Consider the following 14,790-nt stretch of genomic DNA (forward strand, 5'->3'; position numbering starts at 1 on the left):
AACAAATTTACGACGTTTATGCGGTGACAGCCGTCAAGACGAAGCGTCTAATGAGCACCTGTAACTTTTTGGAGAGTGTCCCATGCGTAAATCCGCTTTGCTGCTGGCCAGCTTCACCACCGTATCGCTGCTGCTGGGCGGCTGCCAGTCGTCGCTGACCGGCGACAGCTATTCCCGTGATGAGGCTCGCCGCGTGCAGACCGTACGCATGGGCACCATCGAATCCCTGCGCCCGGTGAAGATCGAAGGCACCAAGACCCCGATCGGTGGTGGTGCCGGCGCTATCGTCGGTGGTGTCGCCGGCAGCGCCGTCGGTGGTGGCCGTGGCAGCATCGTCGCGGCCGTGATCGGTGCCGTGGCCGGTGGTCTGGCCGGCTCCGCCGCGGAAGAAGGCCTGACCCGTACGCAAGGCGTTGAGATCACCGTGCGTGAAGACGATGGCAGCATGCGCGCCTATGTGCAGCAAGTGCAGCAGAACGAGGTATTCCGCGTGGGTGAGCGTGTGCGCATCATGACCGTCGATGGCACCAGCCGCGTCACTCACTGATAACGCGTGCAAAAACAAACCCCGACCGGCTCAGCCGTGTCGGGGTTTGTTTTTGTGCCGGGGAAGGCAACCGGATCAGTCGTTCATCCCGAGCATGTCGCGCGCCACCGCTTCGGCGATACGAATGCCATCGACACCGGCGGACAAGATGCCACCGGCATAGCCCGCGCCTTCGCCTGCGGGGAACAAGCCCTTGAGGTTGAGGCTCTGGAAGTCGGCGCCACGGGTGATACGCAGTGGCGACGAGGTACGCGTCTCGATGCCGGTCAGCACCGCGTCGTGCAGGTTATAGCCCTTGATCTGGCGGTCGAAGGCCGGCAGCGCCTCGCGGATCGCCTCGATGGCGAAGTCCGGCAGGCTGGGTGCCAGGTCGCCGAGGGTGACGCCGGGTTTGTAGGAGGGCTCGACACTGCCCAGCGCCGTGGACGGGCGGCCAGCGACGAAATCACCCACCAATTGCGCGGGGGCCTGGTAGTTGCTGCCACCCATCACATAGGCGTGGGCCTCCAGACGTTCCTGCAGCTCGATACCGGCCAGTGGGCCGCCCGGGTAGTCACGCTCGGGGTCGATACCGACAACGATACCGGAGTTGGCATTGCGCTCGTTGCGTGAGTACTGGCTCATGCCGTTGGTGACCACACGGCCAGGTTCACTGGTGGCAGCGACCACGGTACCGCCCGGGCACATGCAGAAGCTGTACACCGAACGGCCGTTCTTGGCGTGGTGGACCAGCTTGTAGTCGGCGGCGCCGAGTTTCGGATGGCCGGCGTACTTGCCCAGGCGTGCCTTGTCGATCAAGGACTGTGGGTGTTCGATACGGAAGCCGACCGAGAACGGCTTGGCCTCCATGAACACGCCTTTGGCGTGGAGCATGCGGAAGGTATCGCGGGCGCTGTGGCCCAGGGCCAGGACCACATGGCGCGAATGCAGTTGTTCACCGCTTTGCAGCACCACGCCGGTGAGCTGCTCGCCGTCCACCAGCAGGTCGGTGACCTTCTGCTCGAAGCGCACCTCGCCGCCCAGGGTGATGATTTCCTCACGCATTTTCTCGACCATGCTGGTCAGGCGGAAGGTACCGATGTGCGGCTTGTTGATGTAGAGGATTTCTTCCGGGGCGCCAGCCTTGACGAACTCTTCCAGCACCTTGCGGCCGTGGTGGTTCGGATCCTTGATCTGGCTGTACAGCTTGCCGTCGGAGAAGGTGCCGGCGCCGCCTTCGCCGAACTGCACGTTCGATTCGGGGTTGAGCACGCTCTTGCGCCAAAGGCCCCAGGTATCCTTGGTGCGCTGACGCACCTCCTTGCCGCGTTCGAGGACGATGGGCTTGAAGCCCATCTGTGCCAGCAACAGGCCGGCGAAGATACCGCAAGGGCCGAAGCCGACGACGATCGGGCGCTCCTGCGGCTCGTTCGGCGCGTGGCCGACGAACTTGTAGCTGACATCCGGCGCAACGCCGACCTTCGGGTCGTCAGCGAAGGTGCGCAGCAGCTCGGCTTCATTGCTGGTTTCGAGGTCGATGGTGTAGATGAACAGCAGCTCGCTGTTCTTCTTGCGCGCATCGTAGCTGCGCTTGAACAGGGTGAAGCCCAGCAGTTGCGCGTCGCTGATGCCCAGGCGCTGGACAATGGCGGCGCGCAGCTCGTCGTCGGAATGGTCCAGGGGCAGCTTCAGTTCGGTGATTCGTAGCATGGCAGGGTCCAGTATCCCGGCCATGGGCGGCCGGCGGCTTTACACAAACCGCCAAGTATAAGCTGTTCGTCGCCCCGACTGGCAGGATAAACGCACCTGGCGATCAGAGGTCGCGGGCACCGCCGTAATAGGCACAGCCCTGCAGGGTCTTGCCGTCGATGCGCAGCTCGGCCTTGAGATGGCGGATGGCACCGGTGGCACCATCGACGCAACGCTGCGGCGCAACCCACAGTTCGACGCGCTGGCCGTTGGCTTCGCTGGACAGGCTCAGGCCGCCGCCAGGCATTTCCTCTTCCAGGTAAGGCAGCGGCAGTGGGTCCTGACCGACGCGGTTGAGCACCATGCCCTTGCCGCTGGCCTTGATGTCCCAATCCGGCTCATGGCCACCGGCGCGCAGGGTCAGTTGCTTGAAGTTGGGGTCTTCGCAGCCTGGATGTTCTGAGGATTCAAGGCGGTACAGGCGGGTCACGTCGAGCTGGCCGTCGCTGCCCGCCTGCTTGCTGCCGGCCAGGCGTCCGCGGACATCGGCGAACAGTTTGTCACCGGCGTCGTCGGCCAGGTTGGCGGCTTCTTGCAGGATACCGGTCGCGGCGGCGTCGTTGACGATGAAGCGACGGCTTTCGCTGCAGGGTTTGAACAACAGATGGCCGCCAGCCGCGCTCAGTTCGCCTTGCATGCGGGTGGTGCCAAGGTTCGGGTCGACCGGCTTTTCGGCCAGCATCTGGCAGCCGGCGAACAGCGGCAGCAGGGCGGTGAGCAGCAGGGAAGGGGTGAGGCGCATGGGGCGGGCTCCGGTGTTCGGGCAAAAAGTGCCGGTCACGTTACCGAGCCTGTCGGGTGTCTACAAGGGGAACAAGCCCACGGTACGCGTCATCGCGTAGGAGCCAGCCTTGCTGGCGAGCCAGGCGCCTCGGTGGATGACACCGGCGACGCCGGTGTTCGCCGGCAAGGCCGGCTCCTACAAAGACCACACCAGCATCAATAGCAGCAGGCAGAAAAAAGGGCCCGAAGGCCCTTTGATCTTTTACCCCCCGAGGTACGCGTCGCGCACCTTCGGGTCGGTCAACAGCGCTTCACCAGTACCCTGCATCACCACCTTGCCGTTTTCCAGCACATAGGCGCGGTCGGCGATCTTCAGCGCTTGGTTGGCGTTCTGCTCTACCAGGAACACCGTCACGCCGTCGCGGCGCAGTTGTTCGATGATGTCGAAGATCTGTTGGATGATGATCGGTGCCAGGCCCAGCGACGGCTCGTCGAGCAACAACAGCTTGGGTTTGCTCATCAGCGCCCGGCCGATGGCCAGCATCTGTTGCTCGCCGCCGGACATGGTGCCACCACGCTGGATGTAGCGTTCCTTCAGGCGCGGGAACAGCTGCAGGACCTTGTCCAGTTGTTCCTGGTAGTCGCCCTTGTCGGTGAAGAAACCACCCATGGCCAGGTTTTCCTCGACGGTCAGGCGCGAGAACACGCGGCGGCCTTCTGGCACCACCGCGATGCTCTTGCGCATGATGTGCGAAGAAGGCTGGCCGACCAGCTCCTCGCCCAGGTACTTGATGCTGCCGCTGCTCGCCTGGGGCGAACCGCAGAGGGTCATCAGCAGCGTCGACTTGCCAGCGCCGTTGGCGCCGATCAGGGTGACGATCTCGCCCTGGTTGATCTCCACGTTGACGCTGTGCAGCGCCTGGATCTTGCCGTAGAAGGTGGAAACGTTCTCGAACTTCAGCATTTACGCTTCCCCCAAGTAGGCCTTGATCACATCAGGGTTGCCGCGGATCTCGTCCGGCGTGCCATCGGCCAGGGGCGTGCCCTGGTTGATCACCACGATGTGGTCGGAAATGCTCATCACCAGCTTCATGTCGTGCTCGATCAGCAGCACGGTCACGTTGTGGGATTCGCGTAGATAGGCGATGAGGGCCTTGAGGTCCTCGGTCTCCTTGGGGTTCAGGCCGGCAGCCGGCTCGTCGAGCATGATGATCCGTGGTTGGGTCATCATGCAGCGGGCGATTTCCAGGCGGCGTTGCTGGCCGTAGGCGAGGGTGCCGGCGGTACGGTTGGCGAACTCGGTCAGGTGGACCTTCTCCAGCCAGTACTGGGCGCGCTCCATGGCCTCTTTCTCGCTGCGGCGGAAGCTCGGGGTCTTGAACAGGCCGGCGAAGAAGTTGGTGTTGAGGTGACGGTGCTGGGCGATCAGCAGGTTTTCCAGCGCGGTCATCTCCTTGAACAGGCGCACGTTCTGGAAGGTCCGCACCACGCCCTTGCGGGCAATCTGATGACCGGCCAGGCCCTGGATCGGCTGGCCGTCGAGCAGGATGGTGCCGCCGCTGGGCTTGTAGAAGCCGGTGAGGCAGTTGAATACGGTGGTCTTGCCGGCACCGTTAGGGCCGATCAGCGCCACCACCTGTTTCTCCTTCACGGTCAGGGCCACGCCGTTGACCGCCAACAAGCCGCCAAAGCGCATGCTCAGGCCGCTGACTTGCAGAATTTCGCGGCTCATCGAGGCAGCTCCATGTGCGGACGTTGCATAGGCAGCAGGCCTTGCGGACGCCAGATCATCATCAACACCATCAGCGCACCGAACATCAGCATCCGGTATTCGCTGAACTCACGCATCATCTCCGGCAGCAGGATCATCACGATGGCCGCGAGAATCACGCCCAACTGCGAACCCATGCCGCCCAGCACGACGATGGCGAGGATGATCGCCGACTCGATGAAGGTGAATGACTCCGGTGTCACCAGCCCTTGGCGGGCGGCGAAGAAGCTGCCGGCGAAACCGGCGAAGCAGGCACCCAGGGTGAACGCCGAGAGCTTGATCACGGTGGGGTTCAAACCCAGCGCGCGGCAGGCGATCTCGTCTTCGCGCAGCGCTTCCCAGGCCCGGCCGATCGGCATGCGCAGCAGGCGGTTGATGACGAACAGCGCCAACAGCGCCAGCAGCAGGGCCACCAGGTAGAGGAAGATGACCTTGTTGATCGAGTTGTATTCCAGCCCGAAGAACTCATGGAACGTTTGCATGCCCTCGGCGGCGCGGCGTTCGAAGGTCAGGCCGAAGAACTCCGGCTTGGGGATGTTGCTGATGCCGTTGGGGCCGCCGGTCCAGTCGGTGAGGTTACGCAGGAACAGGCGGATGATCTCGCCGAAGCCAAGCGTCACGATCGCCAGGTAGTCGCCGCGCAGGCGCAGTACCGGGAAACCGAGCAGGAAGCCGAAGGTGGCGGCCATCAGGCCGGCGATCGGCAAGCACACCCAGAAGCTCCAGCCCAGGTAGTGGGAGAGCATTGCATAGCTGTAGGCGCCGACGGCGTAGAAGCCGACGTAACCCAGGTCGAGCAGGCCCGCAAGCCCTACCACGATGTTCAGGCCAAGGCCCAGCAACACGTAGATCAGGATCAGCGTGGCGATGTCGACCGCGCCGCGCGAGCCGAAGAACGGCCAGATCAGCGCCGCCACGATCAGCCCGATGATGACCCAGCGCTGGGTCTTCGGCAGGGTGAGGAAGTTGGTTACCGAAGGTGGTACCAGCTTGCGCTCCGAGCGGCGGCCCATCACCGCGCTCCACTGCTTGTCGAACAGTACGCGCAGGAACATCAGCACCGAGCACGCGGCGATGATGCTGATGGTGAACGAGCCCTGGCTATGCACGACCAGGCTGATGCCGTCGATGCTGAGTTTCAGGCCCAGCACCGGGAAGGCCACGGCCCAGACCAGCAAGGCGCTGAAGAACGCCTGTTTGAGATTTCTGTTCATACTTTTTCAACCTCCGGGCGGCCCAGGATGCCGGTCGGCCGGAACAACAGAACGAGAACCAAGAGACCGAATGCCACCACGTCCTTGTACTGGTCGCCGAAGATGTCGGCGCCGAAGGCTTCGGCCACGCCCAGCACCAGCCCGCCGAGCATGGCGCCCGGGATGCTGCCGATGCCGCCCAATACCGCCGCGGTGAAGGCTTTCAAGCCCACCAGGAAGCCGGCGTTGGGGTTGATCACCCCGTACTGCATGCTCAGCAGCACGGCCGCCACCGCCGCCAGGGCGGCACCGATGACGAAGGTCAGGGCGATGATGTTGTTGGTGTTGATGCCCAGCAGGTTGGCCATCTTGATGTCCTCGGCGCAGGCGCGGCAGGCGCGGCCGAGGCGGGAACGAGAGATGAACAGGGTCAGGCAGGTCATGGCGATCAGCGTGACCACGAACACCAGGATCTGCATGTACGAGACCAGCACTTCCTCCGCGCCGCCCGGGCCGAAGGAGAAGGCGCCGGGAATCAGGTTGGGGATGGACTTGTCTTTCGAGTCCTGCGACAGCAGGACAGTGTTCTGCAGGAAGATCGACATGCCGATGGCGGAGATCAGCGGGATCAGCCGGTTGCTGTTGCGCAGCGGCCGGTAGGCGACCCGTTCGATGCTGTAGCCGTAGGCACTGGTGACGCAGATCGTGGCGACGAAGGCCACGGTCATGAGGATCGGCAGGGAGTGGATGCCCATCATGGCCAGCCCGGCGAGGGCGATGAAGGCCACGTAGGAGCCGATCATGTAGACCTCGCCGTGGGCGAAGTTGATCATACCAATGATGCCGTACACCATCGTGTAACCGATGGCGATCAGCGCGTAGGTACTGCCGATGGTCAATCCGTTAACCAGTTGTTGGAGGAAGTGGTAGATCTCAGGCATTACAGCGCTCCTAAAAACCTGATTTGCATTTCTCTGGCGGGGGTGACCCGGGCCCATTTGTTCTCGCGGTCTTCGCCACGTGATCGTTGTGCGGGCACTGCCAGGAAACCGCGGGTGACGGTTTTAAGATTTTCAGGTGGACCGGCCCCCGGATCGCGGGGATCAGGCCCATAGAACCTCGTAAAACAAAGCCCACTGCTCGCACAGTGGGCTTCTCGGTCAGCTATTAGTCACGCAGTTACTGAGGGGAGACTTCGGTCTTCGGCTTGCCGAAGTGCCATTCGTAGACCACGAACTTGAAGTTCTTCAGGTCACCTTTCTCGTCGTACGACAGGTCGCCGGTCGGGGTCTTGAAGGTGCCGGCGTGGATGGCAGCCGCCACCTTGTCGGTGTCTTCGGACTTGGCGGCCTTGATGCCTTCGGCGATCAGCTCCACGGCCGAGTAGGCCGGGAATACGAACGGACCGCTCGGGTCCTTGCCGTCGGCCTTGATGGCGTCGACGATGGCCTTGTTCGCAGGATCGGCGTCGAACGACTTCGGTAGGGTGACCAGCAGGCCTTCGGAGGCGCCCTGGGCGATCTGCGAGATGGAGTCGTTACCCACGCCTTCCGGGCCCATGAACTTGGCTTTCAGGCCCTTCTCTTGCGCCTGGCGCAGGATCAGGCCCAGCTCCGGGTGGTAGCCGCCGTAGTAGACGAAGTCGACGTTGTTCTGCTTGAGCTTCTGGATGATCGAGGAGAAGTCCTTGTCACCGGCGTTCAGGCCTTCGAAGACGGCTACTTTGGTGCCTTTCTTCTCCAGCGTCTGCTTGACCGCGGTGGCGATGCCTTCACCGTACTGCTGCTTGTCGTGCAGGACGGCGACCACTTTCGGTTTGACGTGGTCGGCGATGTAGTTGCCGGCAGCCGGGCCTTGGGCGCTGTCCAGGCCGATGGTGCGGAAGATCAGTTTGTAGCCACGGGCGGTGATTTCCGGCGAGGTGGCGGCGGGGGTGATCATGATCACGCCTTCGTCTTCGTAGATGTCGGACGCAGGCTGGGTGGAGCTGGAGCACAGGTGGCCGATCACGAACTTGACGCCATCGTTGACCACTTTGTTGGCGACGGCCACGGCCTGTTTAGGGTCGCACGCGTCGTCGTATTCCTTGGCTTCGAGCATCTTGCCGTCGACGCCGCCCTTGGCGTTGATGTCCTTGATGGCTTGCTTGGCACCGGTGAACTGCATGTCGCCGTATTGAGTCACGGGACCGGTTTTCGGCCCGGCGATACCGATCTTGATGGTATCGGCGGCAAACGAATGGCTGGCAACCCCGGCCAGAACCATTGCGGCAAACAGCTTGGAAATCTTGATCATAGTGCTCCACTCATTCTGTTGTAATTCTTATAGTCCTGAGGCCAGGGCTACAGACCGGGCGGGATTCGCGGCTTGGTTACGCCATGCCGTAAGCCCACCTTCCCCCGGAACATGTCCCGGAACTGTACCGGTACAGTGTAGAGCGCCGTCCGAGCGCTTGAAAAGCGGGCGAAAAGCGTCTGTTTCGAGGGGTGTCGCCTGGTCGACATAAAGATACAGAAAAGCGCCATCAATTTGCCTGCATCTTCGGCCTGCCCCCACAAACTCGGGCCGGTTCGACCAAATTACGTATTTGAAACCGGGTTTTTCTGCAAAAATGCCGACCTTTTTTGTTGGTCGATTCTTTGCGCAGGTAAACCCATGACTGATCAAGTAAGCACCCTCTATGCCAAATTGCTCGGCGAGACCGCCGTCATCGAGTGGAAAGCCCTGGAGCGTTTCTGGGCCAAGGGTGACCTGATTTGGGTCGACCCCAGCCTCGACCTGATCGCCGTTGCCGAGGCGATGGCCGAGAATCGCAGCGAGATCTTCGCCAAGTGGCGTAGTGATGGCACTGTCGGACCGGTTTCCGCCGAGCAGGCACTCGACCTGCAAACCCGCGATCCAGAGATCTGGGCGGTGGTCGTTTCGCCGTTCATCGTGATCCAGGCGAAGAAAGCGGAATAAGCACGCGCTTTTTTAGTGCGTGAAAATGCACAGGTGCCTCGCACTGGTGCGCATTGACGCTCACGTAAGGTGGAAACAAGTAACAGTGGCGGGGTGATTTGGCGGGGCGGTAACAGTTTACGGCATGCGTAATGGGGGCAGTGATCGCGCGTAGGAGCCGGCCTTGCCGGCGAACACCGGCACCGCCGGTGCCAGCCACCGCGGCGCTTGGTTCGCCAGCAAGGCTGGCCCCTACAGGCGTGGGGCGACTTAGTAGTCCACGCGCCCGGTATGGCTGTTCAGCGAAATCACCCGGGTCTTGCCGATGCGGTGCCTGAAGATCTCGCGCAGGTACTTCACCGCCTTCTTCACGCATTCGCGCGACAGGCGAATGTCGTTGATCGACACAAAGCGGCTCTTGTCGTTGATCAGCTCGCGGTACTTCTTCTCGTACATCGGTTTGATCGCGTACCAGTTGGTGTCGAGGATCTTTGCCGGGTTCTCGAACTCGTTGAGCAAGTCGTCGATGCTGTCTTCATCGAAGTGCTCGCTGGTGATGAAGTCGAGGATGGCGTTGTCCAGGGTGTCGTCGAAGCGGTATGGGGTGCGGGCGAAGCAACGCTTGATGAACGCCACGATCAGGGTCAGGAAGTCGTCCGACAGGCACGGGCTCTTGGCGATCAGGGTGGTCAGCGACAAGTTGGCCGAGGCGCCGATCACCAGCGCGTAGCGCTTGAGCGTGGTGTTGGGGAACAGGCTGTTGAGGTGGGTCTTGAGCCGGTTCAGGTCCATGTACGACAGCTTGTAGTCCTTGGGCAGCGAGACAATCGACACCACCGACGAACAGTTCTTGAAGAAGTGCAGGTCGTGCAGCGCCGCGGCGTCGTAGCCCGAGGCCTGGTACTGCTCCAGCGCGGCGCGGTAGCGGCGCGACTCGATCGGCAGCAGGCTGATGCCTTCGATGGCCTGGGTCTGCTTGTTGAAATGCGGCAGGTCGATGGAGCGGAAGAACAGGTCGTCGATATCCAGGCGCGGTTGCTCGCGCTCGAACACTTTGAACTTGTCCGAACCCTGGGCCGGGATTTCCGGCACCACCGACTCGGCATAGGCGATGGCCACGGGGCCGGCCAGGCTCATGAACAGGTCGTTGGCATCCAGGCGGATGGTCTCGCCGATGTCGATGCCGGCGCGGCGGAAGTAGTTCTGGTCGTAGTCGGTGGTCACCGCCTGGGCGGTGAGGATGTTGAAGATCTGCTGGGAGATGTACTGGTTGGCGTGCTTCTCCATCGCATTGACGTCGATGTTCTGGATCGTGCCGTCGTCGCTTTCTTCGGCGTAGCGCATGATGTCGTTGGAGATCAGCATCATCGCGTTCCATGGGCGGATACGGCCCATGACGCTGGCTTCGCTGCTGTCTTCATTGTCGAAGTTGTACGAGAAGTCCCACTCCTCTGACAGGTACTTGCACAGCAGGCGCCCGGCGTTGATGTGCAGGGCTTCGGACATTTCGCTGCGGTGGTCGGAGGCGTTGGGCAGCACGCAGATGCCGCTGGTGAAGATCGGCTCGAAGACGAACGAATGCCCGCTCTTGCCGTCGTTCTCGTCGGCCGGCTTGGTGTCGAAGGTCTTGTTCATGTACGAGTACTGCTGGGCCAGGCCGAACTCCGAGGCCATGCCCGAGCCAGTACCGCCGCCGGCGCTGAAAATATAGAAGTACAGGCGCGACTGGTTGGCCTTGATGCCGCAGGAGTCGATCAGGTACGAGTGGATCAGCTTCCAGTCGGCGCTGGAGAAACGCTGGGTATCCTTGTTGAGGATGATCTTGGCCAGGTACTGGCCGAGAATCGGCGCGTTGCCGGCGCCGCCAGCATGCACCTCGGACAGGTCCATGATCTTCATCTTGCTGTAGTCACGCAGGAAGCCGCCGCGCTCGCCTTTGCGCGAGAAGCGGATGCGCCCGGCGATGTCCTTGTCCAAGTCACCCAGCATCACCAGGGGCTCGACCAGGAACACCGGCTTGGTGCCTTTGTTCTGTACCAGGCGCAGGTTCTGGCGGATCCAGCGCGCCGGGCTGTAGCCGGTTTCGCCCTTGTGCCGGTCCTCGTTGTTGAACTCGTTGAGGAAGAAGGTGCGGGCGTTGTACACCAGCTCCGCCACGTCCAGGGCGATGTTCGAGCCGCAGCGGCCCAGGCCGATCAGGCACACAGAGGGGAACTGCTGCTCCAGGCGCAGTTGGTCTTCGCTCTCGACATGCAGGTTCTGCGGGAACACCAAGTCGCGCAGGCCGTCGAGGTTGTCGAGGATGCGCTGGATGTCCTGTTCGGTGAAGTATAGGTACTGATGCGTCGGCAGGTTGCGGCTGGCAGGAAGATCTCGAGCACCACCGGCAGTCAACGACGTGGGAGTGAGCGACGACTCAGGGACCGCATTGGCAGAAGTGTTCGTAGAGGTCATAGTGCGCCATTTGCCTGGAGTGGTGGGTTCCCCGTTGAGATATGTCATCTAGCCATCACGGAGAAATTTCGCGACTTTATCAGTGCGTCTTTTTCTTGTGCGATAGGGGTTTTCCCTAGGCGTTCTAAGGTTTTCTCCTCGCACCCGCATTGCATCGTCCGTTTGTCACGCTTCTTTAATCTGGAGTCGTTCATGAATACTGCTTTGCCTTCGCTGGGGTTCGCCGGGATCGGCCTGATGGGCTTGCCGATGTGCCGTCGGCTGCTGGCGGCGGGTTACCCGCTGACCGTATGGAACCGCAGCCCGGACAAGTGCGCCGAACTGGTCGCGGCGGGGGCGCATCTGGCCGCGAGCCCTGAGGAGTTGTGCGACGGGACGGACATGGTGTTGCTGTGCCTGGCCGACACGGCGGTGGTACGCGAGGTGGTGTTTGGCGAGGGGGGCATTGCCAGTGGTGGGCGCAGCGGCCAGTTGCTGGTGGACTTCTCCAGCCTGGAGCCGACCGCCACCCGTGAAATGGCCGCCGAACTGGCGGCGCTGTGTGGCATGGCCTGGCTCGATGCGCCGGTATCGGGCGGTACCCCGGGCGCCGAGGCCGGTACCCTGGCGATCATGGTCGGTGGCGAGGCCGCGGACCTGGAGCGGGCTCGCCCGGTGCTCCTCACCCTCGGCCAGCGGGTGACGCACATGGGCGGTGTTGGCGCGGGGCAGGTGACCAAGGCCTGCAACCAGATGATCGTCGCCTGCAATGCGCTGGTGATCGCCGAGGTGGTGGCCCTCGCCGAGCAGTCAGGGGTGGACGCCAGCTTGATCGCCGAGGCATTGGCCGGTGGTTTCGCCGACTCGAAACCCTTGCAGATCCTCGCTCCGCAAATGGCCGAGAGCCGTTTCGAGCCGGTCAAGTGGCATGTGCGCACACTGCTCAAGGACCTCGACACCGCAGTGAAATTCTCCCGCGAACAGGGCTCGGCGACGCCGCTCAGTGGCCTCGCCGCGCAACTGATGCGCCTGCACGGTAGCCAGGGCCATCTGCACAAAGACCCGGCGACTCTGGTATCGCTGTATCGCAGCAAGGGCTGAGCGTGTCGTGCTGGCGGTCCAGGCGTTCGAGTACCGGCCGCAGTTCGCTCGGTGGCAACGGACGGCTGAGCAGGTAACCCTGCAGGCAATCACAGCCGTGGGCGGCGAGGAAAGCCTGTTGCTCGGGCGTCTCGACGCCTTCGGTGACCACCTTTAGATGCAGGGTGTGGGCCATGATGATGATCGCCTGGACGATCTCCCGGTCCTTCTGGTTGCCGGGTACTTCCTGGATGAACGAGCGGTCGATCTTCAGCACGTCCAGCGGCAGGCGCTTGAGGTAGGCCAGGGACGAATAGCCGGTGCCGAAATCATCGATCGACAGGGCCACGCCCTGGGCGCGGATGCGCTTGAGCAGCTCGATGGTGTGGTGGATGTCGCCCATCAGGGCGTTCTCGGTGACTTCCAGTTCCAGCTGCCGAGCCGCCAGGCCCGCCTGGAACAGCGCCATCTCCACTTCGCTGGCCAGTTCCTCGCGGCCCAGGGTGCGCGCCGAGCAGTTGACCGTGACCTTGAGGTGGCCATAGCCATGCCGGTTGAGTTGGGCCAGGTCCTCGCAGGCGCGGCGCAGCACCCACAGGTCGAGCTCGGCGATCAGGCCGTTGGCCTCGGCGATGGGGATGAAGCGGTCGGGGCCGAGCAGGCCATGTTGCGGATGCTGCCAGCGCACCAGGGCTTCAAGTTTGCTCACCCGGCGGCTGTGCAGGTCGAAGATGGGTTGGTAGTACACGCACAACCCCCGTTCCTCGAACAGTGCCAGGCGCAGTTCTTCCTCCAGTTGCAGCTCCAGGGTGGCGCGGGTCTTCAGGCCGCAGCTGAAGAAATGCAGGCTGTTGCGCCCGCAGCCCTTGGATTGATAGAGGGCGAGGTCGGCGTTCTTCAACAGCTCCTCGGTGCTGTGGCCGTCGTCGGGGAAGATGCTGATGCCGATGCTGGTGGTCATCACCATGCGCCGCCCGGCCAGGTCGATCGGCTCCTTCATCCGCTGCATGATGCGCTGGGCCAGGTGGCGTGCCTCGTCGCGGCTGTTCAGGCTGGTGACGACACAGAACTCGTCGCCGCCGAAGCGCGACACCAGGTCGTTGCCACGGGTCGCGGCCTTGATATGCCCGGCGATGACCTTGAGCAGTTCGTCACCGGCGACATGGCCGAGGCTGTCGTTGATGCGCTTGAAGTGGTCGATGTCGAGGAACATCACCGCCAGCATGCCGTCGTTGGCAGTCTGCTCGGCCAGGCGCTCGGCGAACACCTGGTTGAAGCCGCGGCGGTTGACCAGGCCGGTCAGGGCGTCGTAGTGCGCGGCCTGCTGCAAGGACACCCGGGCCTGGTCGAGCTGGCTGAGCAGCAAGTTGACCCGGCGCAGGTCGTGTTCCTTGCTTTGCAGCTTCTTGTCGGCCAGCGCGGCGCTGATGCTACTGCCGCTGATCAACAGGGTAATGAAGGCGATGGTCAGCGCCAGTTGCAGGTTGTTGTCGGCGGAGGGCAGGCTCAGGGCGGCCCCGCTGGGGATCACCAGGGTCATCGCGGCCATGCCGGTGAAATGGGTGAGTACGATGCCCGCAGCCATCAGCACGCTGGCGCCATGTTTCATCAACAGGTACAGGGTGCCGCTGCCCTGGCGGAAGCAGCGGGCCATCAACAGTGCCAACAGGCTGGTGGCGATGGCGATGGCGATGGACGCCAGCAGCAGCCCGGTTTGGTAGTACTGGTGGGCGCTGGTCTGCAGCGCGGCCATGCCGACGTAGTGCATGGTAATGATGCCCAGGCCGATGAGCAGTGCGGCTTGCAGGTAGTGGCCCAGGCGCATCTCGCTGCGGTCGAGGCTGTTCATCGCCAGCCAGGCGGCAATCAATGCAATCAATAGTGACAAGGCGCTCAGGGGGGCGTCGAAGTGGAGTTCCAGCGGGGTCTGGAAGGCCAGCAGGCTGATGAAGTGCATGGCCCAGATGCCACCGGCCAGGCAGCAGGCGCCCAGTACCCGCCATTGGCGGCGCGCCGTGGGGTCCTCGCTGTGGCTCTGGCGTTCGGCCATGCCCAAGGTGGCGAAGCAGGCGGCACTGGCCACGGTGAAGGCGAGCAGCACCAGGAAGGGGTTGTGTCGGCAGTCGAGGATGATTTGCCCGGTCGCCGGTAGCTCGGCGAACAATCGCAGTCCCAGCCACTCCATTGCAGGCCTCTTCGTCGAGTGAGCCCTTGTCCCCACTGAGCGCGGATGGAGACTGTTCCTGCAGGAGTATAGGAAGGGGTGCTTAAGCCTTCCTGATTAATGGCACTTTGATCTCTATCGTTTGGATATGAGGCTAATAGCGCAGCGGTCTAAACGGATGTTTTTTGGGTGGTTCGCCGGTAAGCCGGCT

12 protein-coding genes are annotated in these 14,790 nt (G+C 62.7%); 3 read left to right on the forward strand and 9 right to left on the reverse strand.

The genetic code is table 11. The features are described 5' to 3' along the window. The first annotated feature begins 82 nt into the window (after window positions 1-82). Window positions 83-547, forward strand: a complete 465-nt coding sequence (locus IM733_RS25370; RefSeq protein ID WP_198744839.1) for a glycine zipper 2TM domain-containing protein — start codon at window positions 83-85, stop codon at window positions 545-547. Between the two features lie 75 nt (window positions 548-622). Here IM733_RS25370 and IM733_RS25375 read toward each other — a convergent pair whose 3' ends face one another. The 7 genes from IM733_RS25375 to IM733_RS25405 form a co-directional block, all read right to left on the reverse strand. Beyond that, complete coding sequence (locus IM733_RS25375) at window positions 623-2,236, reverse strand: NAD(P)/FAD-dependent oxidoreductase (RefSeq protein ID WP_248918981.1); 1,614 nt, start codon at window positions 2,234-2,236, stop codon at window positions 623-625. 103 nt (window positions 2,237-2,339) lie between these two features. Beyond that, window positions 2,340-3,017 (reverse strand): COG3650 family protein, encoded by a 678-nt coding sequence (locus IM733_RS25380; RefSeq protein WP_248918982.1) that lies wholly within the window; start codon window positions 3,015-3,017, stop codon window positions 2,340-2,342. 243 nt (window positions 3,018-3,260) lie between these two features. Beyond that, complete coding sequence (locus tag IM733_RS25385) at window positions 3,261-3,962, reverse strand: ABC transporter ATP-binding protein (protein WP_028692122.1); 702 nt, start codon at window positions 3,960-3,962, stop codon at window positions 3,261-3,263. Beyond that, window positions 3,963-4,730 (reverse strand): high-affinity branched-chain amino acid ABC transporter ATP-binding protein LivG, encoded by a 768-nt coding sequence (gene livG, locus IM733_RS25390; RefSeq protein WP_248918983.1) that lies wholly within the window; start codon window positions 4,728-4,730, stop codon window positions 3,963-3,965. Then, window positions 4,727-5,983, reverse strand: coding sequence for a high-affinity branched-chain amino acid ABC transporter permease LivM (locus IM733_RS25395; RefSeq protein ID WP_248918984.1), 1,257 nt, complete (start codon window positions 5,981-5,983; stop codon window positions 4,727-4,729). The genes livG and IM733_RS25395 overlap by 4 nt, the downstream gene beginning before the upstream one ends. Continuing rightward, window positions 5,980-6,903 (reverse strand): high-affinity branched-chain amino acid ABC transporter permease LivH, encoded by a 924-nt coding sequence (gene livH / locus IM733_RS25400; RefSeq protein WP_011532594.1) that lies wholly within the window; start codon window positions 6,901-6,903, stop codon window positions 5,980-5,982. Before livH ends, IM733_RS25395 begins: the two co-directional genes overlap by 4 nt. Window positions 6,904-7,141: 238 nt before the next feature. Further along, window positions 7,142-8,257, reverse strand: coding sequence for a branched-chain amino acid ABC transporter substrate-binding protein (locus IM733_RS25405; RefSeq protein WP_248918985.1), 1,116 nt, complete (start codon window positions 8,255-8,257; stop codon window positions 7,142-7,144). 360 nt (window positions 8,258-8,617) lie between these two features. Here IM733_RS25405 and IM733_RS25410 point away from each other — a divergent pair, with 360 nt between their 5' ends. Beyond that, window positions 8,618-8,923: a DUF2288 domain-containing protein gene (locus IM733_RS25410; protein ID WP_213659879.1), complete on the forward strand. Its 306-nt coding sequence runs from the start codon at window positions 8,618-8,620 to the stop codon at window positions 8,921-8,923. Window positions 8,924-9,172: 249 nt separating this feature from the next. On the opposite strand, the gene IM733_RS25415 is transcribed toward IM733_RS25410, so the two are convergent. Continuing rightward, window positions 9,173-11,356, reverse strand: a complete 2,184-nt coding sequence (locus IM733_RS25415) for a hypothetical protein (RefSeq protein ID WP_213659880.1) — start codon at window positions 11,354-11,356, stop codon at window positions 9,173-9,175. A 192-nt stretch (window positions 11,357-11,548) separates the two neighbouring features. Here IM733_RS25415 and IM733_RS25420 point away from each other — a divergent pair, with 192 nt between their 5' ends. After that, window positions 11,549-12,436 (forward strand): NAD(P)-dependent oxidoreductase, encoded by an 888-nt coding sequence (locus tag IM733_RS25420; protein WP_248918986.1) that lies wholly within the window; start codon window positions 11,549-11,551, stop codon window positions 12,434-12,436. Here the strand turns inward: IM733_RS25420 and IM733_RS25425 are convergent. Continuing rightward, window positions 12,336-14,600 (reverse strand): putative bifunctional diguanylate cyclase/phosphodiesterase, encoded by a 2,265-nt coding sequence (locus IM733_RS25425; protein ID WP_248918987.1) that lies wholly within the window; start codon window positions 14,598-14,600, stop codon window positions 12,336-12,338. The two genes, IM733_RS25420 and IM733_RS25425, sit on opposite strands and share 101 nt — an antisense overlap. Window positions 14,601-14,790 lie beyond the last annotated feature (190 nt).

Origin of the sequence: Pseudomonas entomophila (assembly GCF_023277925.1) — a bacterium.
In the GTDB taxonomy this organism is placed as follows: domain Bacteria; phylum Pseudomonadota; class Gammaproteobacteria; order Pseudomonadales; family Pseudomonadaceae; genus Aquipseudomonas; species Aquipseudomonas entomophila_D.

Bases quoted from the DNA above. Each gene is read 5' to 3' on its own strand.
- IM733_RS25385 (WP_028692122.1), bottom strand. From the start codon at position 3,962: ATGCTGAAGTTCGAGAACGTTTCCACCTTCTACGGCAAGATCCAGGCG.
- IM733_RS25425 (WP_248918987.1), bottom strand. From the start codon at position 14,600: ATGGAGTGGCTGGGACTGCGATTGTTCGCCGAGCTACCGGCGACCGGG.
- IM733_RS25415 (WP_213659880.1), bottom strand. From the start codon at position 11,356: ATGACCTCTACGAACACTTCTGCCAATGCGGTCCCTGAGTCGTCGCTC.
- IM733_RS25395 (WP_248918984.1), bottom strand. From the start codon at position 5,983: ATGAACAGAAATCTCAAACAGGCGTTCTTCAGCGCCTTGCTGGTCTGG.
- IM733_RS25420 (WP_248918986.1), top strand. From the start codon at position 11,549: ATGAATACTGCTTTGCCTTCGCTGGGGTTCGCCGGGATCGGCCTGATG.
- livH (WP_011532594.1), bottom strand. From the start codon at position 6,903: ATGCCTGAGATCTACCACTTCCTCCAACAACTGGTTAACGGATTGACC.
- IM733_RS25370 (WP_198744839.1), top strand. From the start codon at position 83: ATGCGTAAATCCGCTTTGCTGCTGGCCAGCTTCACCACCGTATCGCTG.
- livG (WP_248918983.1), bottom strand. From the start codon at position 4,730: ATGAGCCGCGAAATTCTGCAAGTCAGCGGCCTGAGCATGCGCTTTGGC.
- IM733_RS25410 (WP_213659879.1), top strand. From the start codon at position 8,618: ATGACTGATCAAGTAAGCACCCTCTATGCCAAATTGCTCGGCGAGACC.
- IM733_RS25375 (WP_248918981.1), bottom strand. From the start codon at position 2,236: ATGCTACGAATCACCGAACTGAAGCTGCCCCTGGACCATTCCGACGAC.
- IM733_RS25405 (WP_248918985.1), bottom strand. From the start codon at position 8,257: ATGATCAAGATTTCCAAGCTGTTTGCCGCAATGGTTCTGGCCGGGGTT.
- IM733_RS25380 (WP_248918982.1), bottom strand. From the start codon at position 3,017: ATGCGCCTCACCCCTTCCCTGCTGCTCACCGCCCTGCTGCCGCTGTTC.